The sequence below is a fragment of the Pseudomonas sp. GW821-FHT09C08 genome (genome assembly GCF_059418125.1).
Window position 1 is genome coordinate 47,586 of the sequence record NZ_JBWKPG010000014.1, and the last position, 20,224, is coordinate 67,809.

General features: G+C 61.7%; 26 protein-coding genes. 14 read left to right on the top strand and 12 right to left on the bottom strand.

Features of this window, described 5'->3' with window-relative positions:
- Positions 1–18: 18 nt before the first annotated feature.
- The 7 genes from rplU (at position 19) to AC07OJ_RS28805 (ending at position 6,451) form a co-directional block, all read left to right on the top strand.
- Entirely contained in the window at positions 19–333 is a 315-nt protein-coding gene (rplU, locus tag AC07OJ_RS28775) for a 50S ribosomal protein L21 (protein ID WP_007950961.1), read from the top strand.
- A gap of 34 nt (positions 334–367) precedes the next feature.
- Positions 368–625 carry a 50S ribosomal protein L27 gene (gene rpmA, locus AC07OJ_RS28780; RefSeq protein WP_003205738.1) on the top strand — a complete coding sequence of 86 codons (258 nt, stop codon included), beginning with the start codon at positions 368–370 and terminating at the stop codon, positions 623–625.
- 194 nt (positions 626–819) lie between these two features.
- Complete coding sequence (cgtA, locus tag AC07OJ_RS28785) at positions 820–2,043, top strand: Obg family GTPase CgtA (protein WP_010206489.1); 1,224 nt, start codon at positions 820–822, stop codon at positions 2,041–2,043.
- Positions 2,044–2,154: 111 nt separating this feature from the next.
- On the top strand, positions 2,155–3,273 hold the full coding sequence (gene proB / locus AC07OJ_RS28790; RefSeq protein WP_005791305.1) for a glutamate 5-kinase: 1,119 nt from the start codon (positions 2,155–2,157) through the stop codon (positions 3,271–3,273).
- Between the two features lie 15 nt (positions 3,274–3,288).
- Positions 3,289–3,753, top strand: coding sequence for a CreA family protein (locus AC07OJ_RS28795; RefSeq protein WP_065908470.1), 465 nt, complete (start codon positions 3,289–3,291; stop codon positions 3,751–3,753).
- A 101-nt stretch (positions 3,754–3,854) separates the two neighbouring features.
- Complete coding sequence (locus AC07OJ_RS28800) at positions 3,855–4,337, top strand: glutathione peroxidase (protein WP_065908472.1); 483 nt, start codon at positions 3,855–3,857, stop codon at positions 4,335–4,337.
- Positions 4,338–5,347: 1,010 nt separating this feature from the next.
- A complete protein-coding gene (locus tag AC07OJ_RS28805) occupies positions 5,348–6,451 on the top strand; it encodes an NADH:flavin oxidoreductase (protein ID WP_495095684.1) in 1,104 nt (367 codons plus the stop codon).
- A 47-nt stretch (positions 6,452–6,498) separates the two neighbouring features.
- On the opposite strand, the gene AC07OJ_RS28810 is transcribed toward AC07OJ_RS28805, so the two are convergent.
- The 3 genes from AC07OJ_RS28810 to cysZ form a co-directional block, all read right to left on the bottom strand.
- Positions 6,499–6,732: a hypothetical protein gene (locus AC07OJ_RS28810; RefSeq protein ID WP_106802645.1), complete on the bottom strand. Its 234-nt coding sequence runs from the start codon at positions 6,730–6,732 to the stop codon at positions 6,499–6,501.
- 181 nt (positions 6,733–6,913) lie between these two features.
- Complete coding sequence (locus tag AC07OJ_RS28815) at positions 6,914–8,092, bottom strand: glycosyltransferase family 4 protein (RefSeq protein WP_065908478.1); 1,179 nt, start codon at positions 8,090–8,092, stop codon at positions 6,914–6,916.
- A gap of 54 nt (positions 8,093–8,146) precedes the next feature.
- Positions 8,147–8,911, bottom strand: coding sequence for a sulfate transporter CysZ (cysZ, locus tag AC07OJ_RS28820; protein WP_065908480.1), 765 nt, complete (start codon positions 8,909–8,911; stop codon positions 8,147–8,149).
- A gap of 294 nt (positions 8,912–9,205) precedes the next feature.
- Between cysZ and trxB the strand changes: the two genes are divergently transcribed.
- Positions 9,206–10,168 (top strand): thioredoxin-disulfide reductase, encoded by a 963-nt coding sequence (trxB, locus tag AC07OJ_RS28825; RefSeq protein ID WP_016976180.1) that lies wholly within the window; start codon positions 9,206–9,208, stop codon positions 10,166–10,168.
- Between the two features lie 188 nt (positions 10,169–10,356).
- On the opposite strand, the gene AC07OJ_RS28830 is transcribed toward trxB, so the two are convergent.
- The 6 genes from AC07OJ_RS28830 to AC07OJ_RS28855 form a co-directional block, all read right to left on the bottom strand.
- Positions 10,357–10,695 (bottom strand): HopJ type III effector protein, encoded by a 339-nt coding sequence (locus AC07OJ_RS28830; protein WP_495095685.1) that lies wholly within the window; start codon positions 10,693–10,695, stop codon positions 10,357–10,359.
- A complete protein-coding gene (locus AC07OJ_RS28835; RefSeq protein ID WP_065908484.1) occupies positions 10,688–10,984 on the bottom strand; it encodes a DUF1244 domain-containing protein in 297 nt (98 codons plus the stop codon). Before AC07OJ_RS28835 ends, AC07OJ_RS28830 begins: the two co-directional genes overlap by 8 nt.
- Positions 10,985–11,049: 65 nt before the next feature.
- A complete protein-coding gene (gene folX / locus AC07OJ_RS28840) occupies positions 11,050–11,454 on the bottom strand; it encodes a dihydroneopterin triphosphate 2'-epimerase (RefSeq protein ID WP_495095686.1) in 405 nt (134 codons plus the stop codon).
- Positions 11,455–11,456: 2 nt separating this feature from the next.
- Complete coding sequence (folE, locus tag AC07OJ_RS28845; protein WP_025858052.1) at positions 11,457–12,017, bottom strand: GTP cyclohydrolase I FolE; 561 nt, start codon at positions 12,015–12,017, stop codon at positions 11,457–11,459.
- 20 nt (positions 12,018–12,037) lie between these two features.
- Positions 12,038–12,748 carry a dihydromonapterin reductase gene (gene folM, locus AC07OJ_RS28850; protein ID WP_065908491.1) on the bottom strand — a complete coding sequence of 237 codons (711 nt, stop codon included), beginning with the start codon at positions 12,746–12,748 and terminating at the stop codon, positions 12,038–12,040.
- Positions 12,749–12,805: 57 nt separating this feature from the next.
- The gene (locus AC07OJ_RS28855; protein WP_065908493.1) at positions 12,806–13,366 is read right to left on the bottom strand and encodes an antibiotic biosynthesis monooxygenase; all 561 of its coding nucleotides are present in this window, start codon (positions 13,364–13,366) and stop codon (positions 12,806–12,808) included.
- A 212-nt stretch (positions 13,367–13,578) separates the two neighbouring features.
- Here AC07OJ_RS28855 and AC07OJ_RS28860 point away from each other — a divergent pair, with 212 nt between their 5' ends.
- A complete protein-coding gene (locus AC07OJ_RS28860; protein ID WP_065908494.1) occupies positions 13,579–14,535 on the top strand; it encodes a MerR family transcriptional regulator in 957 nt (318 codons plus the stop codon).
- A 2-nt stretch (positions 14,536–14,537) separates the two neighbouring features.
- On the opposite strand, the gene AC07OJ_RS28865 is transcribed toward AC07OJ_RS28860, so the two are convergent.
- Complete coding sequence (locus AC07OJ_RS28865; RefSeq protein WP_065908496.1) at positions 14,538–15,143, bottom strand: hypothetical protein; 606 nt, start codon at positions 15,141–15,143, stop codon at positions 14,538–14,540.
- 57 nt (positions 15,144–15,200) lie between these two features.
- Positions 15,201–15,668, bottom strand: a complete 468-nt coding sequence (locus AC07OJ_RS28870; protein ID WP_065908498.1) for a PAS domain-containing protein — start codon at positions 15,666–15,668, stop codon at positions 15,201–15,203.
- Between the two features lie 128 nt (positions 15,669–15,796).
- On the opposite strand from AC07OJ_RS28870, the gene AC07OJ_RS28875 reads away from it, so the two are divergent.
- Positions 15,797–16,252: a flavodoxin gene (locus AC07OJ_RS28875; RefSeq protein WP_065908500.1), complete on the top strand. Its 456-nt coding sequence runs from the start codon at positions 15,797–15,799 to the stop codon at positions 16,250–16,252.
- Here AC07OJ_RS28875 and AC07OJ_RS28880 read toward each other — a convergent pair.
- Positions 16,233–17,129, bottom strand: a complete 897-nt coding sequence (locus AC07OJ_RS28880) for a LysR substrate-binding domain-containing protein (protein ID WP_201145859.1) — start codon at positions 17,127–17,129, stop codon at positions 16,233–16,235. The two genes, AC07OJ_RS28875 and AC07OJ_RS28880, sit on opposite strands and share 20 nt — an antisense overlap.
- Before the next feature lie 112 nt (positions 17,130–17,241).
- On the opposite strand from AC07OJ_RS28880, the gene AC07OJ_RS28885 reads away from it, so the two are divergent.
- The 4 genes from AC07OJ_RS28885 (at position 17,242) to AC07OJ_RS28900 (ending at position 20,142) form a co-directional block, all read left to right on the top strand.
- Complete coding sequence (locus AC07OJ_RS28885) at positions 17,242–17,628, top strand: CidA/LrgA family protein (RefSeq protein WP_495095687.1); 387 nt, start codon at positions 17,242–17,244, stop codon at positions 17,626–17,628.
- Positions 17,618–18,304: an LrgB family protein gene (locus AC07OJ_RS28890; protein ID WP_065908506.1), complete on the top strand. Its 687-nt coding sequence runs from the start codon at positions 17,618–17,620 to the stop codon at positions 18,302–18,304. The genes AC07OJ_RS28885 and AC07OJ_RS28890 overlap by 11 nt, the downstream gene beginning before the upstream one ends.
- A 150-nt stretch (positions 18,305–18,454) precedes the next feature.
- Positions 18,455–19,237 (top strand): class II aldolase/adducin family protein, encoded by a 783-nt coding sequence (locus AC07OJ_RS28895; protein ID WP_495095688.1) that lies wholly within the window; start codon positions 18,455–18,457, stop codon positions 19,235–19,237.
- Positions 19,237–20,142 (top strand): alpha/beta fold hydrolase, encoded by a 906-nt coding sequence (locus AC07OJ_RS28900; protein WP_065908510.1) that lies wholly within the window; start codon positions 19,237–19,239, stop codon positions 20,140–20,142. The genes AC07OJ_RS28895 and AC07OJ_RS28900 overlap by 1 nt, the downstream gene beginning before the upstream one ends.
- Positions 20,143–20,224: the final 82 nt, after the last annotated feature.

Sequence of the window (20,224 nt, forward strand, 5' to 3'; positions counted from 1 at the left end):
GATTATCGGAGAAATACCATGTCGTACGCAGTAATTGTTACTGGTGGCAAGCAATACAAGGTCGCCCCAGGTGAATACCTGAAGATCGAAAAACTGGAAGTCGCTACCGGCGAATCCGTTACTTTTGATCGCGTTCTGTTGGTCGCCAATGGCGATGACGTGAACATCGGCGCTCCAGTTGTTGCTGGCGCTACCGTTGTGGCTGAAGTGATCTCCCAAGGTCGTCACGATAAAGTCCGCATCATCAAGTTCCGTCGTCGTAAGCACCACATGAAGCGTATGGGCCACCGCCAGTGGTACACCGAGATCAAAATCACCGGTATTCAGGCTTAATTTCAGCCTAATTCCTCACTAGGAGAATTGACTCATGGCACACAAAAAAGCTGGTGGTAGTACCCGTAACGGTCGCGACTCAGAAGCCAAACGCCTTGGCGTGAAGATGTATGGCGGCCAGGCTATCAAAGCGGGCAACATCATCGTGCGTCAGCGCGGCACCCAATTCCACGCTGGCTACGGCGTTGGTATGGGTAAAGATCACACCCTCTTCGCTAAAGTCGAAGGCGTGATCAAGTTCGAAGTAAAAGGCGCCTTCGGTCGTCGTTACGTAAGCGTTATCGCAGCTTAATTGCGAGACCGCTGGAAAAGCCCTGTCTTGCGACGGGGCTTTTTCGTTTGTGGGGTGAGTCTCTTGCAAAGCTGTTTGTAATGGGCGAGAGCAGCTGGATGTGTGGTCGTTGCTTGAGGTCGCTGCGCTCATTTTTGCAAGAGTCTTATGTCTTGGTTTTTTAAGCTCGTCCGTGCGGCGAGAGGCGTTTTGTTATGAAGTTCGTTGATGAAGTTTCCATCCGAGTAAAAGCAGGCGACGGCGGTAACGGTTGCATGAGTTTCCGTCGCGAAAAATTCATCGAAAACGGTGGTCCAAACGGCGGTGACGGCGGTGACGGCGGTTCCATCTACATGATGGCCGACGAAAACCTCAACACCCTGGTCGACTACCGTTACACCCGGCACTTCGATGCCGAGCGTGGCTCCAACGGCGGCAGCACCGACTGCACCGGCAAGAAAGGCGAAGACCTGGTACTGCGCGTGCCGGTCGGCACCACCATTATCGACTCCGCGACCCAGGAAGTGATTGGCGACCTGACCAAGGCCGGCCAGAAGTTGATGGTAGTGCAGGGCGGCTGGCACGGTCTGGGTAACACCCGATTCAAGTCCAGTACCAACCGTGCACCGCGCCAGACCACGCCGGGCAAGCCGGGCGAGCAGCGTGACCTCAAGCTGGAAATGAAAGTACTCGCCGACGTGGGCCTGCTGGGCCTGCCGAATGCCGGCAAGAGTACCTTCATCCGCTCGGTCTCGGCCGCCAAGCCGAAAGTCGCCGACTACCCGTTCACCACCCTGGTGCCAAACCTGGGTGTGGTCAGCGTCGACCGCTGGAAAAGCTTCGTGATCGCCGACATTCCCGGCCTGATCGAAGGCGCTTCCGATGGTGCTGGCCTGGGGATTCGCTTCCTCAAGCACTTGTCGCGTACCCGTTTGCTGCTGCACCTCGTCGACATGGCGCCGCTGGATGACACCAGCGCACCGGATGCCGCCGAAGTGATCGTCAGCGAGCTGACCAAGTTCAGCCCGTCCCTGGCTGAGCGTGATCGCTGGCTGGTGCTGAACAAGTGTGACCAGATCCTCGAAGAAGAACACGAGGAGCGCGTCAAGGAAATCGTCGATCGCCTGGAGTGGGAAGGTCCGGTCTACGTGATCTCGGCCATCGCCAAAGAAGGCACCGAGCGCCTGACCCGCGACATCATGCGCTACCTCGAAGACCGTGCCGACCGCCTGGCGGCCGATCCGGTGTTCAAGGCCGAACTGGCTGAACTCGACCAGCGCATCGAAGACGAAGCCCGCGCCCAGCTGCAGGCCCTGGATGACCAGCGTGCCCTGCGCCGCAGTGGCGTGAAGTCGGTCCATGACATCGGCGACGATGATTGGGACGAAGAAGACGTGGATGATGAAGACGGTCCGGAAATCATTTACGTGCGTGACTGATCCGTTGCGATAAACTTGAACGCCGCTCCCTGGAGCGGCGTTTTGGTATCCGGGTATAACGTTATGGGCGGCGCTGGGTCGCGTGCAGCCCTCACTCTAAGGTTGAAGAAGATGCGGAGCAAAGTGACAGGTGCGCAGCGCTGGGTCGTAAAGATCGGAAGTGCGCTGCTGACGGCAGACGGCAAGGGGCTGGATCGCGCAGCCATGAGCGTCTGGGTCGAGCAGATGGTGGCCTTGCATGAGGCGGGCGTGGAGTTGGTGCTGGTGTCGTCCGGGGCGGTTGCCGCCGGGATGAGCCGCCTCGGCTGGACCGCGCGACCCAGCGCGATGCACGAACTGCAAGCCGCCGCCGCCATCGGCCAGATGGGCCTGGTGCAAGCCTGGGAATCCAGCTTTGCCGAGCACGGCCGCCACACGGCGCAGATCCTGCTGACCCACGACGACCTGTCCGACCGCAAGCGCTATCTCAATGCCCGCAGCACCCTGCGCGCGCTGGTGGAGCTCAAGGTCATCCCGGTGATCAACGAAAACGACACCGTGGTCACCGACGAAATCCGCTTCGGCGACAACGACACCCTGGCCGCCTTGGTGGCCAACCTGGTGGAAGCCGACCTGCTGGTGATCCTCACCGACCGCGACGGCATGTTCGACGCCGACCCACGCAACAACCCCGATGCCCAGCTTATTTATGAAGCGCGTGCCGATGACCCGGCGCTGGACGCCGTGGCCGGCAGCGTCGGCGGTGCATTGGGCCGTGGCGGCATGCAGACCAAGCTGCGCGCAGCCCGTTTGGCCGCACGCTCCGGCGCCCACACGATTATCGTCGGCGGGCGCCTGGAGCGCGTGCTGGATCGCCTCAAGGCCGGTGAGCGCATCGGTACGCTGCTGTCGCCGGAACGCGGCATGCTGGCGGCGCGCAAACAGTGGCTGGCCGGTCATCTGCAAACCCGTGGCACCCTGGTGCTGGATGAAGGCGCGGTATCGGCGTTGTCCCAAGGCAACAAGAGCCTGCTGCCAGTCGGCGTCAAGTTGGTCCAGGGCAGCTTCCGCCGTGGCGAAATGGTGGTGTGCGTGGCGCCGGATGGTCGTGAGATTGCCCGTGGCCTGGCCAACTACAGCGCCCTGGAAGCGCAGAAAATTATCGGACAATCGTCTGATGCGATTGTCGGACTCCTGGGTTACATGGCGGAACCGGAACTGGTGCACCGCGATAACCTGATCCTGGTTTAACCAAAGGAATACACGATGCGTTTAATGAAGGGATTGCTCGGCCTGCTGCTGGCCATGCCGTTGCTGGCTTCGGCTGAAGAGATCGGCCAGGTGTCGACGGTGTTCAAGTTTGTCGGCCCCAACGATCGGATCGTGGTCGAAGCGTTTGATGACCCCAAGGTCGACGGCGTGACCTGCTACCTGTCGCGTGCCAAGACCGGCGGCGTCAAGGGCGGCCTGGGCCTGGCCGAAGACCGCGCCGAAGCTTCGATTGCCTGCCGCCAGGTCGGCCCGATCCACTTCAAGGGCGAACTCAAGGACGGCGACGAGGTCTTCAAGGAACGCACCTCGTTGGTGTTCAAGACCATGCAGGTCGTGCGCTTTCTCGACAAGAAGCGCAACACCCTGGTGTACCTGGTCTACAGCGACCGCCTGATCGAAGGCAGCCCGCAGAACGCGGTCACGGCGATTCCAATTTTGCCGTGGCCGACCGCTCAGTAATCCGCAGGCGAGTTTTGTAATCGGCGTCTATGATTGCAGGCTTGCGGGTTGTAATCTCGATACGTCGCAATGCGAAGAACATGGGATATCTGGAGTTCGTCATGAGTGCTTTCCACGACCTGAAACTCAAAGCGTTGGACGGACAAGAGCTGCCGCTGGCGCCCTTCAAGGGGCAAGTCGTGCTGGTGGTCAACGTCGCCTCCAAATGTGGCTTGACCCCGCAATACGCGGCGTTGGAGAACCTCTACCAGCAGTACAAGGACCAGGGGTTCACCGTGCTGGGCTTGCCTTGCAACCAGTTTGCGGGACAGGAACCGGGCACCGAGGATGAAATCCGCGAGTTCTGCAGCCTCAACTATGGCGTGACGTTCCCGCTGGGCAGCAAGCTCGATGTGAACGGCCCTGAGCGTCACCAGCTGTACCGCCTGCTGGCGGGCGAGGGCGCCGAGTTTCCTGGGGATATCACCTGGAATTTCGAGAAATTCCTGCTTGGTAAAGACGGCCGGGTCCTGGCGCGTTTCTCGCCACGTACCCCCCCGGAAGACCCGTCGATCATCCAGGCCATCGAAAAAGCCCTGGCTTGAACACCGGGCTGGCTTCGACGAGCGGCTTTTTTGTGGTGAGCCGGCTTGTTGTGCCTGGCAGGCTTGATGGGCTGAGCCGGCTTGTTGTGGCCAGCAGGCTTGATGGGGTGAGCAGGCTTGTTGTGGCTAGCATGCTTCATGTGGCGAGCGGGCTTGTCCCGCGTTGGGCTGCGAAGCAGCCCCAAAACCCTCCACCTCGGAATCTCTGAAAAACTACGGTGACCTGATTGGGGCTGCTGCGCAGCCCAACGCGGGGCAAGCCCGCTCGCCACAAGGTGCCTGCGCAATAAGCGCGCTCATCCCAGCCCAACAGCTACTACGCTCCCCTGCTTTTACTTCTTAGTCACCCCCATCAATTTTGTGGTGAGCCGGCTTGTTGTGGCTAGCAGGCTTGATGGGCTGAGCAGGCTTGTTGTGACTAGCATGCTTCATGTGGTGAGCGGGCTTGCCCCGCGTTGGGCTGCGAAGCAGCCCCAAAACCCTTCACCTCGGAGTCTCTGAAAACTGCGCTGACTTGATTGGGACTGCTGCGCAGCCCAACGCGGGGCAAGCCCGCTCGCCACAAGGTGCCTGCGCAATAAGCGCGCTCACCCCAGCCCAACAGCTACTACGCTCCCCTGCTTTTACTTCTTAGTCACCCCCATCAATTTTGTGGTGAGCAGGCTTGTTGTGACTAGCAGGCTTGATGGGTTGAGCAGGCTTGTTGTGGCTAGCAGGCTTCATGTGGTGAGCGGGCTTGCCCCGCGTTGGGCTGCGAAGCAGCCCCAAAACCCTCCACCTCGGAGTCTCTGAAAAACTACGGTGACCTGATTGGGGCTGCTGCGCAGCCCAACGCGGGTGCAAGCCCGCTCGCCACAAGGTGCCTGCGCAATAAGCGCGCTCATCCCTGCCCAACAGCTACCACGCTCCCCTGCTTTTACCCCTTAATCACCCCCATCAATAGTGCTACCCAGCGCGGTGCACTGCTCATATTATCTGCATCATAAACCCGTCTTTCGTGGAGTGCCCCCATGCCTGTCCAAGCCTTGTTCAAACCGTTCCAGCTCGGCGCACTGCAGCTGTCGACCCGCGTGGTCATGGCGCCGATGACCCGCTCGTTTTCCCCGGGTGGCGTGCCCAATTCCAAAGTGATCGAGTACTACCGTCGCCGTGCCGCTGCCGGCGTCGGCCTGATCATCACCGAGGGTACTGTGGTCGGCCACAAGGCTTCCAATGGCTATCCCAATGTCCCGCATTTCTATGGAGAAGCGGCACTCGCCGGCTGGAAGAAAGTGGTCGATGCCGTGCACGCCGAGGGCGGCAAGATCGTCCCGCAGCTGTGGCACGTGGGCAGCGTACGTCGCATCGGCACCGAGCCTGACGCCAGCGTGCCGGCTTACGGCCCGATGGAAAAACTCAAGGACGGCAACGTGGTCGTGCATGGCATGACCACCCAGGACATCCAGGATGTCATTGCCGCCTTCGCCCAGGCCGCCAAGGATGCCCAGGGCATCGGCATGGACGGCGTGGAAATCCACGGCGCCCACGGTTACCTGGTCGACCAGTTCTTCTGGGAAGGCAGCAATCAGCGCACTGACGAATACGGTGGCAGCCTGGCCAACCGTTCGCGCTTTGCCATCGAGCTGATCCAGGCCACCCGCGCCGCCGTGGGCCCGGATTTCCCGATCATCTTCCGTTTCTCGCAGTGGAAGCAGCAGGACTACACCGCGCGCCTGGTGCAAACCCCCGAAGCATTGGGGGCGTTCCTCAAGCCTTTGTCTGACGCCGGCGTGGATATTTTCCACTGCTCTACCCGCCGTTTCTGGGAGCCGGAGTTCGAAGGTTCCGACCTCAACCTGGCCGGCTGGACGCGCAAGCTTACCGGTAAGCCAACCATCACCGTCGGCAGCGTCGGCCTGGATGGCGAGTTCCTGCAGTTCATGGTCAATACCGACAAGGTCGCGCAACCGGCGAGCCTGGAAAAGCTGCTGGAACGCCTGAACAACGACGAGTTCGACCTGGTGGCCGTCGGCCGTGCATTGCTGGTCGATCCGGATTGGGCGCTGAAAGTGCGCGAAGGTCGTGAAGGCGACATCCTGCCGTTCAGTCGTGAGGCGCTAACGACGCTGGTGTAAGCCATCAGGGGCAAGGGTGACCGGCGGATAGATCCGCCGGTCGTGTTTCAACTCACGGCGTCTAAATCGTCCGGCCAATCTTTTGTAGCGTGCTGGAAGTTCTGATTTTGCTTCTGGCTGATGTCCTCATAATTGATGCTCTGAGAGCCTTGTCCTTGCGATCCGTACTCAATGCTGGACGCTGCTGACTGTTGGGCTGGCTCGTCAGAGGGTGCAGCTTGATCGTTTTGAGGATAGTTCCAGGCTGCAGCCTGTGTATTGCCAATTGCGCCTACGCCCATTGGTATCTCCATGTGTTATTGATTTGATAGGGGGGCTCGAAACCATCTCTCGGTTCCAAGACCTCTTTATGTGGGATGCAGGTGGGATAGGGTTCCAGGCCCGCGTGGTCTTTTTGGACGGGAGGAGGCAGGCAAGGCGTTGTGGCGGGCTAGGACGATGTCACGGCGACCAGGTTCTGCGTCAGATCAGGCGTGAAGTCGCCGCTATCGACACGTCCTCGCCACAGGCGCTGCGCAGTTGTCCTTCAAACTGCTCGATAATCGCCGGCCAGCCCTGGCGGCTCGCATGTTGGCGCGCATTCAGTCGGGCCCTGCGCAAGGTCTCGCGTTCTTCCAGCAGCCAGATCGCGGCATCGCAAAATGCATCCTCATCCCCAGGCATCGCCAGCACGCCGTTGTAGCCATGGCGGATATGCTGGGTGGCGGCCGCCTGGTCGTAGGCGACCACGCCGAGCCCGGAGGCCATGGCTTCCAGCACCACGTTGCCGAAGGTTTCGGTCAGGCTGGGGAACAGGAACAGATCCCCTGAGGCGTAATGCCGGGCCAACTCTTCTCCACGCTGGGTGCCGCAGAACACGGCGTCAGGGAGCTCCCGCTCGAGCAGCGCGCGTTGCGGACCGTCACCGACGATGACCAGCTTCAGGCGGCGCCACGGGTAGGTCGCCTGCACTGCATCAAAGCAGCGCTTGAGCAGGCCGAGGTTTTTCTCCTGGGCCAGGCGCCCGACGTGCAGCACTGCGATATCGTCGTTTTCCAGGCCCCAGCTTTCGCGCAGGGCACTGTCGCGCCTGGCCGGATGGAACAGCTGGCTGTCGACGCCGCGCGACAACATCCCCAGCCGCTCGAAATGCCGGCGCTCCAGTTCCAGGCGCTGGCTGGCGCTGGGGACCAGGGTCAGGGTCGAACGGTTGTGAAACCAGCGCAGGTAGTGAGTGACCATGCGGCTCAGCAGGCTCAAGCCGTACTGGTTCGAGTACTGCTGGAAATTGGTGTGAAAGCCGCTGACCACGCTGATCCCCAGGCGCCGCGCGGCACGCAATGCCGAGAGTCCCAGTGGGCCTTCGGTGGCGATGTACAGCACGTCCGGGCGCTGGCGCGTCCAGCGGCGCAGCAATTTGTGCATCGACGACTGGCCCCATTGCAGCCCTGGATACCCCGGCAACGGCCAGCCGCGGCACAGCAGCAGGCCATCGTCGCTGGGACGGCTCTGGTCCGCGCCCTGGCGCGGGCGCACCAGTTCGACCTGATGGCCGCGCGCGCGCAAACCGTCGCACAGGCGGCCAAGGGTATTGGCCACCCCGTTGATCTCTGGCGGGAAGGTTTCGGTGATCAGGGTGATGTGGAGCGAGGCTGTCGTCATGACCCACAGTGTCGCCGTGGGCCATGTCGTCATTGTGTCATCCAGATGATGGATTTATGACTTGGCGATCTGCTGCGCCGCCATTGCCTCGGCGCCTTGCTCACGCACCCAGAACAACGTGGCGCCGGCCACCGCCGCCGGCATCATCAGCAGGTTGACCACCGGCACCAGCAGCACCAGGTAGACGATGCCGCCGAAGCTCATGCTCTGCCAGCGTTTCTGGCGCAGCCAGGCGAGCATTTCGTTCCAACCCAGCTTGTGGTTGTCGGCCGGGTAGTCGATGTACTGGATCGCCATCATCCACACGCCGAACAGCAGCCACAGCGGCGCCGCGATCAGGTTGACCACCGGGATGAACGACAGGATAAACAGGCCGATGGCCCGTGGCAGGAAATAGCCCAACTTGCGCATTTCCCGGGCCAGGGTACGTGGGACCATCGCCACCAGTTCGCCCCAACTGAACGGGGGGAAGTCATCGGTACCGCGCACCACCACTTCGACCTTCTCGGCCAGAAAGCCGTTGAACGGCGCGGCGATGATATTAGCGAGCATGGTGAAGGTGAAGAACACCATCAGCACCACCAGCACCACGAACAGCGGCCACAGGATATAGCTGAGGAAGCTCAGCCAGCCGGGCAGCGTCGGCATCAGCGTGTCGACCCACAGGCTGAACTGATGGCCGGCAAAATAGATCAGGCCGACGAACAGCACCAGGTTGATCGCCAAGGGCAGCAGCACAAACAGGCGCAGGCCGGGGCTCAGGACCAGTTTGAGGCCTTCACGCAGGTATTGCGGGCCGGAAAGAGCGGGGGCGGGCATGGAGAACTCCGAGCAGGATGACGAACGCGCCGACCTTACCGGCTTTGCATCGACGGCGAAAGCGTGGCCGGTGTGACGACATCAACGGTAACAAAGGCGTCGATTAATCGATCTGACTGCATAGAGACCCGCTATGAGCTGGATTGTTATTGCGTATTTCCTTAATCTTGCCCCCCTCGATACGCTGCACCCATTATTTTTCAGGGCCTGCGAGTTCAAGCCTTCCCCAAGTGCTTCGTGGTCCCTTTTTTATTCCAGCCGCCTTGTTGTCCGGGCGGTCGACAGGAGTGAGTCATGTCTGATACCCGTCATTCGCGAGTGATTATTCTCGGTTCCGGCCCTGCCGGTTACAGCGCTGCCGTCTACGCTGCCCGCGCCAACCTCAAGCCGCTGCTGATCACCGGCATGCAGGCGGGCGGTCAGTTGACCACCACCACCGAAGTCGACAACTGGCCGGGCGATGTCCACGGCCTGACCGGCCCGGTGCTGATGGAGCGGATGAAAGAGCACGCCGAGCGTTTTGAGACCGAGATCGTCTTCGATCACATCAACCAGGTCGACTTCTCGAAAAAGCCTTACAGCCTGACCGGCGACAGCGGCGTGTACACCTGTGACGCACTGATCATCGCCACCGGTGCCAGCGCCCGTTACCTGGGCCTGCCGTCGGAAGAAGCATTCATGGGCAAGGGCGTTTCCGCCTGTGCGACCTGCGACGGTTTCTTCTATCGCAACAAGCCGGTCGCCGTGGTCGGTGGTGGCAACACCGCCGTCGAAGAGGCGCTGTACCTGGCCAACATCGCCAGCACCGTGACCCTGGTTCACCGTCGCGAGACCTTCCGCGCCGAGAAGATCCTGATCGACAAGCTGCACGCCCGTGTCGCTGAAGGCAAGATCATCCTCAAGCTCAATGCCACCCTGGACGAAGTCCTCGGTGACAACATGGGCGTGACCGGTGCCCGCCTGAAAAACAACGACGGCAGCTTCGACGAGCTGAAAGTCGACGGCGTGTTCATCGCCATCGGCCACACCCCGAACACCTCGCTGTTCGAAGGCGTGCTGGAGGCCAAGGACGGTTACCTGGTCGTGCAGGGCGGCCGTGAAGGCAACGCCACGGCGACCAACATCGAAGGCATCTTCGCCGCCGGTGACGTGGCTGACCACGTGTACCGCCAGGCCATCACCTCGGCTGGCGCCGGTTGCATGGCCGCCCTGGACGCCGAGCGTTACCTCGACGGCCTGCAGAACGCTTCGTTCTGAACCCGTTGAAATGAAAAAACCGGCTGCGAGGCCGGTTTTTTTATGCGCGGGATTTGATGATCCAGCGCTATTTCAACGTGGTAATCCAATCACTGTGGGAGCTGGCTTGCCGGCGATAGCGGTGTGTCAGTCACCGACGTCATCGCAGGCAAGCCCGCTCCCAGATTAAATCGGGTTGGCAAATTGAATCAGCGGCGCGTCAATGGCTGCTGAGTGAACTTCACACCGGCCAATCCATGCTTGATCAGTGCACGAATGTTGCCGTGGTCACTGCCCTCTGGCGTGGCCAGTACCGAACGGTAGTGCTCACCAAACGCGAGTAACGCTTCCTGATCGCTCAAGCCTTCCAGCAGGGCCAGGCCCAGGGTCTTGCACGAGCCTTCGTTCTGGCCGGCGGCGTTTTCCACCGAGCCGTTGGTGAAGGCCTGCGGTTGGTAGTCGTAGCCAGCGGCCACAAATGCCAGGGTATCGGCGAAGACGTGTTCGCCACTGTTGAGGCTGGCGCGCAGGGTGTTCAGGTCAGTCATGGGTTTTTCCTTTGGCGAACGCCGCCTGTTGGTCGGCGCTGGCTTCTTTCTGGTATTGGGCTTTCCACTCGGCGTACGGCATGCCGTACACCACTTCACGCGCGTCATCGAGGCTCAGCTCGATGTGGCGCTCATCGGCCTCGGCCTTGTACCACTTGGACAAGCAGTTGCGGCAGAAACCGGAGAGGTTCATCAGGTCGATGTTCTGCACATCCTTGCGGCTGTCCAGGTGCGCCACCAGCCGGCGGAAGGCGGCGGCTTCGAGTTCGAGGCGTTGTTGGTCGTTCATGACGGTCTCTTCGAGACAGCTTCAAGCGGGTAAGCTTCAAGCTGCAAGTGGGAATGAGGTTGGCTTTAACGTGTGGCTTGAAGCTTATCGCACGAGGCTGGGCGGCTCGCCGCGAGCGTTATCGAAACCGACTCGGCAAAACGCAGCGCATGCGGCTTGTCGACTTCGACTTCGGCGTACAACACCGATTCGTTGCTCATCACCAGGTCCAGCAGCTCCTGGGTCAGGCGCTCCAGCAGGGCAAAACGATTGCCTTCGACGTGGGCGATGATCGCCTTGGTGATGGTGCGGTAATTCAGGGCATGGTCGATGTCGTTGTCGCGCACGGCTTCCTGGGCGGCATACAGGATGGTGAGGTTGATCAGCACGTCCTGCTTGTTGAGGATTTCGTCCTCGTTGATACCGATGAAAGTGCGCAGGCACAGGTCCTTGACCCGGATGCGCGCCATGCCTGGTTGAAGTTGTGGCATTGCTACTTGCTCCGTCCAATCAGTTGCAGGAACTCCATGCGCGTGGTGTTCGACTCGCGGAACGCGCCGAGCATCACCGAGGTGTTCATGGTTGAATTCTGTTTTTCCACACCGCGCATCATCATGCACATGTGCTTGGCCTCGATGACCACGGCCACGCCGGCGGCCTGGGTCACGTCCTGGATGGCGTCGGCGATCTGCCGCGTGAGGTTTTCCTGGATCTGCAGGCGCCGGGCGAACATGTCGACGATGCGCGCCAGCTTCGACAGGCCGAGCACCTTGCCGGTCGGAATGTAGGCCACGTGGGCCTTGCCGATAAAGGGCAGCAAGTGATGCTCGCACAGCGAGTACAACTCGATGTCCTTGAGGATCACCATCTCGTCGTTGTCGGAGGCGAACAGGGCGCCGTTGACGATTTCTTCCAGGTTCTGCTCGTAGCCATGACACAGGTACTGCATGGCTTTGGCGGCGCGCTTGGGGGTGTCGAGCAAGCCTTCGCGTTCCGGGTCTTCGCCCAGGCCCTTGAGGATCTCGCGGTAGTGGTGGGGCAGGGATAAGGTCATACAACATCCTCACAAACGGCTTACTTGATATGCCGCCCGCCGTTGACGGTCAGGGTGGTACCGGTGACATAGGGGTTGTCCAGCAGGTAACGCAGGCTCTGGTAAATCACTTCGGGCCCGGGCTCGATGCCCAGTGCCGACTTGGCCAGGACCTTGGCGCGGTAGGCCGCGTCGTCGTGCTCGTTGAACATCACCATCGCCGGGGCGATGCCGTTGACCTTGATCAGCGGCGCGAACTGCGCGGCAAACGACAGCGTAAGGCTGTCGAGCCCGGCCTTGGTGGCGCAATAGGCGATGTGCTGGCGGCTGCCCTTGCGTACCACATCGTCGCTGATGTGCACGATGTCGGCGGGCGAAGAGCGTTGCAGCAAAGGTGAACAATGCAGGTTGATCAGGTACGGCGCAAGCATGTGCACGCTGAACATGTCGGTAAAGGCGCGGCTTTCGTCGCCGGGTGTTTCCGCGACCCAGGCCGAGGCGTTATGCACGATCGCACGCAGGCGCTGGGTATGCGTGTTCAATTCATCGATGAACGCCAGGATCCCCGCTTCGCTGGAGAAGTCGGCAAACACGCCGATCGCACCGCGTTCGCGCAAGGCCTGCACGCCGGGACGTTCGCTGCGGTAGCTGAAAATCACCGCATGGCCTTCGTCCAGCAGGCGCTGGGCACAATGCAGGCCGACACGCTGGCCGGCGCCGGTGATCAGGATCGGGGCGGGGGTGGATGTCATGGGAGGCTCGAGTCGCTGGCAGAGTGAAACTATACCAGCGACCGGCCGCCCCTGTACTCACGCGGCGGCTTCAGTCGCCTTGCGCGGAGTGGGCGCAGGATGCAGCCAGTTGGCCAGCAGATGCGTGGACAACGGGATGAACCAGTAAACCATCAGTGGCGTCAGCGCCATAGTGCTCACCAGTACGCGCGGCGCCAGCTCCAGTTCGCTGAGCAACGGCCCGAGCACGAAGTTGAACAGCAGCGACACCGGAAAAAACGCCAGCCAGATCGCCACCGCCTGTTTCCAGCGCGGCGGTCGTGCGCCGACCGCACCGAACCAGCCATCGATACCGCTGACGCGATGTTCGGACGGGTCGGCAAACAGTTCGCTGCCACGGCTCAGCCAGGCACTGCGCGAGGCCGAAAACTCCCAGGCATGCAGGGTTTTCTCGTCGGCGAAGCGGAAAATAATCTGGAATTCGTCGTCATTGGGCGGCGGTGCGAGCACGCCGGAACCCAGGTAACCGGGGAAGTCGGTCGCCAATTGCTCGCCTTCGCGCAGCCAGGCCATCAATTCTTCATAGCGACCTTTGGCCACGCGGCGCGCAACCATCAGGGTGACGGGTGAGGTAGACATTGTGTATCTCCAAGTAATCAGGTGCGCTGGGCCGGGTAGGCGGCGCACAAACGTAGCGCCCGGGTAGGGCGGCTACGTAAAAACAGGCAAGGATTATTCCTGTTTCCGCGAAATACGCCAGATACTTTGGTCGGCTCGCGGCACAGCTTGAATCAGAGGCTTGAATCAGCGTTAAATGAGGTCCACATCGACACGGATGTTTTTCAACGCTGATGCCCGAAATTACTGCTCCTCACGCCGAAATGGCGCACGCCAGCGTCATCGATCCCGCTGATCTTTTTCCGATTCGCGAAGTCGCCCGGCTGACCGGCGTCAACCCGGTCACCCTGCGTGCCTGGGAACGTCGCTACGGTCTTATCCAGCCAACCCGCACTGAAAGCGGGCATCGGCTGTACTCAAGCACCGATATCGACACGGTGCACCGCATTCTCGACTGGATCGAGCGCGGCGTCGCCGTGAGCAAAGTGGGCAAGATCCTCGCCCGTGACACCTTGTGCAGCGAACACGCCACGCCTTCGCGCGTCGATACCGAACGCGAATGGAGCCAATGGCAGGTGCAGCTGCGCCTGGCAATCAGCGCTTTTGACGACCGCCAGCTCGACCGCCTGTACGGCCAGATTTTCGCTGCCTACCCGGTCGCGGTGGTGTTCCAGAGCATCATCATGCCGCTGTGGCAGCAATTGCTGCGGCATCAGGGGCACTTCGGCCAAGCCAGTGAGTGGCTGTTCTTCGACGCCTTCCTGCGCGCCCGTGTCGCGCAACGCCTGCATCTGGCCAGCGCCTCGGCAACGCCGCGGATCCTGCTGTCGGCGATTGTCGGTGAATGTCGGGAGCTGGAGCTGTTGGTGGCCGGAGCATTGATCGGCTCCGATGACCTGGCGGTAAAGGTGTTTGCCGTTGGCCAGCCGTTCGACGAGTTGACCCTGGTTTGCGAGAAGACCCGGCCGCAGGCGTTGGTGCTGTTTTCCAATCGCGCGCCCGGCGCCGATTTGCCGCTGCGGCTGCAGCGCCTGGCGCTGACCCTCGATTGCCCGCTGCTGCTTGCCGGTGACGCCTCGGACCTGGCCGAAGCCAGCCTGGCGGGCTCTTCCATCGGCTGCCTGGGCAATGAAGGGCGCTCGATGCAGCACCGCCTGCAGCAATTTCTGCGTGGCAGCCTGGACACCTGATCTCAGGCGTGGACTTCGGGGTGGATCAAGCGATGCTGGTGCAGGATGAACTGGCGCAGGCGCTCGGTTTCACTCACGTCGCTCTGATCCAGGCGGTAGGCAAACAGGCCACGCGCGGTTTCGCGTTCCAGCGTGCCGCGCAGTGCGATTCGCTCATAACCCGAAGGGCTGAACCACAGGGAAAAGGTTTTCGGCGGCTTGATCCGCCCGCGGATCTCCACCAGCACGCCTTTGAATGACACTTCATGCACCCACAAGGCGCTCAGGTTGCCCCTGATGTTCTCCAGCGCCACCGGAGTTTCCAGGGCCAGGCGCCAAGGCCGGATCATCGGCCCGTCCTCGAAAATCGTCGGCACGCCCAGGCGCAGATGCAGCGCATGAAACTCGTCTTCCACCAGGTGCAGGGGGAAGGTGAGTTGCTGGTTGTCGAACTGCGCTTGAATGGTCAGTTGATCATGGGCGGCCAGGCGCGTGAGCAAGTCGCGAATCTGCGCGCCGCCGTTGACGGTCAGGCTCGACGACGCGTCCCGCAGGTTGAGCTGCGGGTTATGTTGCATCATCTGAATAAAATCCAGCTCGTCCTGCGTCAGAAGTGTGTCGCGGTGCATGAGGCTTGCTCACGGGGAGGTATTAAAACGCCATTATCCTCTTAATGGCCGGTTTTTCTAAGTTTTGTTCGATCCGCTCGTCGCTTTGAGCGCCGCCAGCTCGGCCTTGACCTGGGCCAGCTCGGCTTCCAACTGGGAAACCCGCTGCTGCGCCTTGACCTGCACGGTGACGTCCTTTTGAACGCCGACAAAATAGGTCTGCTTGTCCGCCTGGTTGCGCACTGTGGACAACGACAGCTCGTTCCAGAAGTGGCTGCCATCCTTGCGGTAATTGCGCAGGGTTTCACGGCACGAACCGCCGCTCTCCAAGGCCTCGCGGATGGCCATCAGTGCCGGCTGGTCACGGTCGCCCGATTGCAGGAAGCGGCAATCCTGGTAGAGGATTTCATCGAGGGTGTAGCCGGTCATCCGTTCAAATGCCGGATTGACGTAGATCAGCGGCTTGTCCTTGCCTTCGCGTTCGGCGACGACGATGCCGTCGTTGGAAGCGTTGATCACCATTTGCATCAGGTGGGCGTTGATCATTGAGCGGTCCATGGCGTGTGGGGGTGCTGGCAGTTTATGACAGGCGCCGAATGTTGCACGGTGTGCACCGAAATATTTGCCACAGCTGCTAATATCCCACGCTTTCGCTCAACCACAGGATCAGATTGATGAAAGTCGCCATCCTTTCCGGCTCGGTGTACGGCACGGCTGAAGAAGTCGCCCGCCACGCCGCAGGCATCCTCAACGCGGCCGGTTTTGACGCCTGGCACAATCCACGCGCGAGCCTGGCGGACGTGCAGGCGTTTGCCCCCGAGGCGTTCCTGGCGGTGACCTCGACCACCGGCATGGGTGAGTTGCCGGACAACCTGCAACCGTTGTATTCGACCATTCGCGACCAATTGCCTGCTGCCTGGCGCGGCCTGCCCGGTGCGGTGATCGGCCTGGGCGACGCCAGCTACGGCGACACCTTCTGTGGCGGCGGTGAGCAAATGCGCGAGCTGTTCGCTGAGCTGGGCGTGCGCGAAGTGCTGCCGATGCTGCGCCTGGACGCCAGTGAAAGCGTGACCCCCGAAGCCGACGCCGAGCCGTGGCTGGCCGAGCTGGTCACAGCACTGCGCGCTTGACCGGAAACTCACGCAGCAACGCCAGCCAGGCTTGTGCGGCTCTCGACAGATAGGCGCCTTCACGCCAGATAAAGGCAATGTCCCAGCGCAGGAAGTCGGGCGCCTTCAGTGTCAGGCGCACGACGCCGGGTCGCACCAGCCCACGGGCGACCACGCTGGGTAACAGCACCACGCCCTGGCCTGCCGCGACCAGCGCCGCAAGAAAGTCGGCCTGGCCGCTGCGCCCGATTTCCTTCGGGGTAAAGCCCAGTTGGTGACACGCCTGCATCAGCCGGTCGTTGAGAACGAAGCTGCGTTGGTACATCAGGAACGGCGTGTCGGCCAATTCCTCCAGGCGCACCTGGGCGTTGTCTGCCAGCGGGTGATCAATCGGCAGCAGTGCATCCAGCGGCTCATCGCAGAAGGCTTGCCAAGCGAACGCCGGATCGCTGGGCTTCAAGCTGCCGCCGACTTCCAGTTCACCGCTGAGAATCGCCTGCTCGATATTGCGGCTGCCGCCCTCCAGCAACTGGATGGTGACGTTCGGGTAGCGCCGCCGATACTCGGCAAACAGCCCGGCAAACAACGTATCCCCCGCCAGCAGTGGCAGGCCCAGGCGCAACTCGCCGCGGGTGAGCTGGTGCATATCGTCCAGCTCGCTCAGCAGTTCGGTCTGCAGGCGCAGCATGGCCTCGGCGCGTTGCAGCACCACCTGGCCGGCGGCGGTCAGGCGCACCTGCGAGCCGATGCGGTCGAGCAGCGGCGTACCGAGGCTTTGCTCCAGCTGCGCCACTTGCTTGCTGACGGCGGACTGACTGATGTGCAGGGTTTTCCCGGCCTGGGTAAACCCGCCACGGTGGATCACTTCGACGAAGCTGCGCAGCTGTTTGAATTCCATAGGTGTGCATCCCGCTCGCTATTCCAGGGTGGAATAGCTGGCAGTCTAACAATTCGCTGTGGGGATGGAAGGCGGCTCTCTAAAATGGGCGTACTGCGAGGATCCAAAGCCCATGAAACGTTTCACCTTCAAACACCTTGGCCGTTTGTTGACCGAACTGGTTGTGTTGTTGGCTATCTACCTGCTCGGCACTCAACTGGCGGTGTGGCTGACCTGGCCGATCCCCGGTGGCGTGGTGGGGCTCGGGCTGTTGCTGGCGACCTTCGCCAGTGGCCTGGTCAAGCCGGCAGCCCTGCAACTGGGCGCCGGGGTGTTGATGGCGGAAATGCTGCTGTTCTTCATTCCGGCGCTGATGAGCCTGCTCGATTACGGCGGTTTGCTGCGCAACGACGGCTGGCGCATCCTGCTGGTGATCGGCTTCAGCACGCTGGCGGTGATGCTGGTGACGGCCTTTACGGTGGAAGCCGTGTGCCGCTGGAGGCTGCGCCATGAAGCTTGAGCTGATGCCGGTGTTCTGGCTCGCGCTGACCCTGGGCGCGTATGTGTTCAGCCGCTGGATCTATCGGCGTACCGGTCGCTACCTGTTGTCGCCGCTGATCCTGGTCCCGGTGCTGTTGCTGGCGGTGGCCGTGCCCATGAAGACCGCCTACGCCGAATACGCCACCGACACCCACTGGCTGATGCTGGTGCTGGGCCCGGTGACCGTGGCGTTCGCCGTGCCGATCTGGCAACAGCGGCGCTTGCTGGCGCGGCACTGGTCGGCGTTGCTGCTGGGCATGGTGGCGGGCAGCGCGGCCTCCATCGGCACCTCGTTCGGGTTGGCCAAGGCGCTGGCGCTGGACAGCTCGGTGACGATGTCGCTGGTGCCGCGCTCGATCACGACGCCGTTTGCCATGCCGGTGTCTTCCGACCTGGGCGGCGTACCGGAGCTTACCGCCGTGTTTGTGATGTTCACTGGTGTCTTCGGCGCAATGCTCGGCGGCGTGCTGCTCAAGTGGCTGCCGCTGCGCACGCCACTGGCGCGTGGTGCGTTGTTTGGTGTGGGCGCCCACGGCGCCGGCGTGAGCCGCGCCCATGAAGTGGGCGGTGAAGAAGGCTCGGTGGCGGGCCTGGTGATGGTGTTGACGGGCTTGCTCAACCTGTTCGCCGTGCCTTTGTTGGCGGCACTTCTCTGACGCGACACGGGCTACTTTCAACTATTCTGCGTAGTGACTCGCTCGGTCATCAAGCTGGCTGCGAAGGCAACTACGCCTGCCATGAGGTCTGACTAGACTGGCCCTTCACCCAAAAAAACAATAAGAAAGCGCGCCAAGGAGGTCATTGCCGTGAGCCTAGCCCCCGTTCTATCGCCACAGAATGTCAAAGACCTGGTCAGTGCTGCCGAATGGCAAGCGCGTGTCGACCTGGCCGCCTGCTATCGCCTGGTGGCGCTGCATGGCTGGGATGACCTGATCTTCACTCATATCTCGGCCAAGGTGCCGGGCACCGATGATTTCCTGATCAACCCGTACGGGCTGATGTTCCATGAGATCACGGCGTCGAGCCTGGTCAAGGTCGACCAGGCCGGCAACAAGCTCATGGACAGCCCCTATGAGATCAACCCGGCGGGCTACACGATCCACAGTGCCATCCATGAAGTTCGCCACGATGTCACCTGCGTGCTGCACACCCATACCGCCGCCGGTGTAGCGGTGGCCGCGCAGAAACAGGGCGTGCTGCCAATCAGCCAGCAATCGATCTTCGTGCTGTCGAGCCTGGCCTATCACGCTTACGAAGGCGTGGCGCTGAACCACGAAGAGAAGGCCCGCCTGCAGGCCGACCTTGGCGACAACAATTTCCTGATGCTGCACAACCACGGCCTGCTGACCTGTGGCAGTACCATCGCCGACACTTTCCTGATGATGTTCACCTTCCAGCGCGCCTGCGATATCCAGGTGCTGGCGCAAAACGGTGGCGCCGAGTTGATCCCTATCGGGCCGCAGATTCTCGCCGGTGCCAAGGCGATGGTGGCTGCTGTCACCAAGAGTGCACAAGGTATGGGGGGCGCGCTGGCCTGGCCGGCGCTGCTGCGTAAGTTGGATGCTCAAGACCCTGGATATAAAAGCTGATGCCACTCGCCGAGATCCCGCTGAGAGCCTGGCGCAAGCGCGGGCAGGAATTCGTCTTTCGTGGCCGCACCATCCGTTACTGGGTGGCGGGGCAGGGCGAGCCGCTGCTGCTGATCCATGGCTTCCCCACCGCCAGTTGGGACTGGCATTACCTGTGGCAACCGCTGGCCCAGCGCAACCTGGTGATCGCCTGCGACATGCTCGGCTTCGGCGACTCGGCCAAGCCTTTGAACCATACCTATTGCCTGCTCGAGCAGGCTGACGTGCAACAGGCCTTGCTCGAACACCTGCGGGTGGAGCAGCCGGTTCACGTGCTGGCCCACGACTACGGGGACAGCGTGGCCCAGGAACTCCTGGCGCGGCACTATGAAGGTCGGTTTCACATGGCCAGCTGCGTGTTCCTCAACGGTGGGCTGTTCCCCGAAACCCATCGCCCGGCGCTGGTGCAAAAGCTCTTGCTCAGCCCCCTGGGCTGGATGATCGGCCGCGCCTTCGGGCGCAACGCCTTGTCCGACAGCTTCAGCCAGATCTTCGGCCCCGACACGCGCCCCAGTGAAAGCGCCCTGGATGATTTCTGGAGCCTGATCAACTGCAACGACGGCACGCGCATCCTGCACAAACTGATTGCCTACATCCCCCAGCGCCGACGCCTGCGTGAGCGTTGGGTGGATGCCATGCAGCGCGGCGAAGTGCCGCTGCGTGTGATCGATGGCGAGGTAGACCCGATCTCCGGCGCGCACATGGTCGAGCGCTACCACCAATTGGTGCCCCACGCCGACACCGTGCTGCTGGCCAATATCGGCCACTACCCGCAGATCGAGGCGCCCGTGCAGGTGCTCAAGCATTACCAGGCGTTTCGGGACCAGGTTGGGCATCCGGTGTTGGAACTGGCTTGCCTGCGCTAGCGGCATTCGCCCAGAACCCGCAATCATCCCGCTGCCTTATCGAGCACCATTCAGCCCTGGCCGTATTTATTGTGACCAGGCG

What these genes read in the sequence shown, in the direction of transcription:
- AC07OJ_RS28890 (WP_065908506.1), top strand. Translation starts at nt 17,618, where the DNA reads ATGAAGCTTGAGCTGATGCCGGTGTTCTGGCTCGCGCTGACCCTGGGC.
- cgtA (WP_010206489.1), top strand. Translation starts at nt 820, where the DNA reads ATGAAGTTCGTTGATGAAGTTTCCATCCGAGTAAAAGCAGGCGACGGC.
- AC07OJ_RS28815 (WP_065908478.1), bottom strand. Translation starts at nt 8,092, where the DNA reads ATGACGACAGCCTCGCTCCACATCACCCTGATCACCGAAACCTTCCCG.
- AC07OJ_RS28880 (WP_201145859.1), bottom strand. Translation starts at nt 17,129, where the DNA reads ATGGAATTCAAACAGCTGCGCAGCTTCGTCGAAGTGATCCACCGTGGC.
- AC07OJ_RS28875 (WP_065908500.1), top strand. Translation starts at nt 15,797, where the DNA reads ATGAAAGTCGCCATCCTTTCCGGCTCGGTGTACGGCACGGCTGAAGAA.
- AC07OJ_RS28900 (WP_065908510.1), top strand. Translation starts at nt 19,237, where the DNA reads ATGCCACTCGCCGAGATCCCGCTGAGAGCCTGGCGCAAGCGCGGGCAG.
- AC07OJ_RS28830 (WP_495095685.1), bottom strand. Translation starts at nt 10,695, where the DNA reads ATGACTGACCTGAACACCCTGCGCGCCAGCCTCAACAGTGGCGAACAC.
- AC07OJ_RS28855 (WP_065908493.1), bottom strand. Translation starts at nt 13,366, where the DNA reads ATGTCTACCTCACCCGTCACCCTGATGGTTGCGCGCCGCGTGGCCAAA.
- AC07OJ_RS28870 (WP_065908498.1), bottom strand. Translation starts at nt 15,668, where the DNA reads ATGATCAACGCCCACCTGATGCAAATGGTGATCAACGCTTCCAACGAC.
- AC07OJ_RS28800 (WP_065908472.1), top strand. Translation starts at nt 3,855, where the DNA reads ATGAGTGCTTTCCACGACCTGAAACTCAAAGCGTTGGACGGACAAGAG.
- AC07OJ_RS28835 (WP_065908484.1), bottom strand. Translation starts at nt 10,984, where the DNA reads ATGAACGACCAACAACGCCTCGAACTCGAAGCCGCCGCCTTCCGCCGG.
- AC07OJ_RS28865 (WP_065908496.1), bottom strand. Translation starts at nt 15,143, where the DNA reads ATGCACCGCGACACACTTCTGACGCAGGACGAGCTGGATTTTATTCAG.
- folX (WP_495095686.1), bottom strand. Translation starts at nt 11,454, where the DNA reads ATGCCACAACTTCAACCAGGCATGGCGCGCATCCGGGTCAAGGACCTG.
- folE (WP_025858052.1), bottom strand. Translation starts at nt 12,017, where the DNA reads ATGACCTTATCCCTGCCCCACCACTACCGCGAGATCCTCAAGGGCCTG.
- trxB (WP_016976180.1), top strand. Translation starts at nt 9,206, where the DNA reads ATGTCTGATACCCGTCATTCGCGAGTGATTATTCTCGGTTCCGGCCCT.
- folM (WP_065908491.1), bottom strand. Translation starts at nt 12,748, where the DNA reads ATGACATCCACCCCCGCCCCGATCCTGATCACCGGCGCCGGCCAGCGT.
- AC07OJ_RS28860 (WP_065908494.1), top strand. Translation starts at nt 13,579, where the DNA reads ATGCCCGAAATTACTGCTCCTCACGCCGAAATGGCGCACGCCAGCGTC.
- AC07OJ_RS28885 (WP_495095687.1), top strand. Translation starts at nt 17,242, where the DNA reads ATGAAACGTTTCACCTTCAAACACCTTGGCCGTTTGTTGACCGAACTG.
- AC07OJ_RS28805 (WP_495095684.1), top strand. Translation starts at nt 5,348, where the DNA reads ATGCCTGTCCAAGCCTTGTTCAAACCGTTCCAGCTCGGCGCACTGCAG.
- cysZ (WP_065908480.1), bottom strand. Translation starts at nt 8,911, where the DNA reads ATGCCCGCCCCCGCTCTTTCCGGCCCGCAATACCTGCGTGAAGGCCTC.
- rpmA (WP_003205738.1), top strand. Translation starts at nt 368, where the DNA reads ATGGCACACAAAAAAGCTGGTGGTAGTACCCGTAACGGTCGCGACTCA.
- proB (WP_005791305.1), top strand. Translation starts at nt 2,155, where the DNA reads ATGCGGAGCAAAGTGACAGGTGCGCAGCGCTGGGTCGTAAAGATCGGA.
- AC07OJ_RS28810 (WP_106802645.1), bottom strand. Translation starts at nt 6,732, where the DNA reads ATGGGCGTAGGCGCAATTGGCAATACACAGGCTGCAGCCTGGAACTAT.
- AC07OJ_RS28795 (WP_065908470.1), top strand. Translation starts at nt 3,289, where the DNA reads ATGCGTTTAATGAAGGGATTGCTCGGCCTGCTGCTGGCCATGCCGTTG.
- rplU (WP_007950961.1), top strand. Translation starts at nt 19, where the DNA reads ATGTCGTACGCAGTAATTGTTACTGGTGGCAAGCAATACAAGGTCGCC.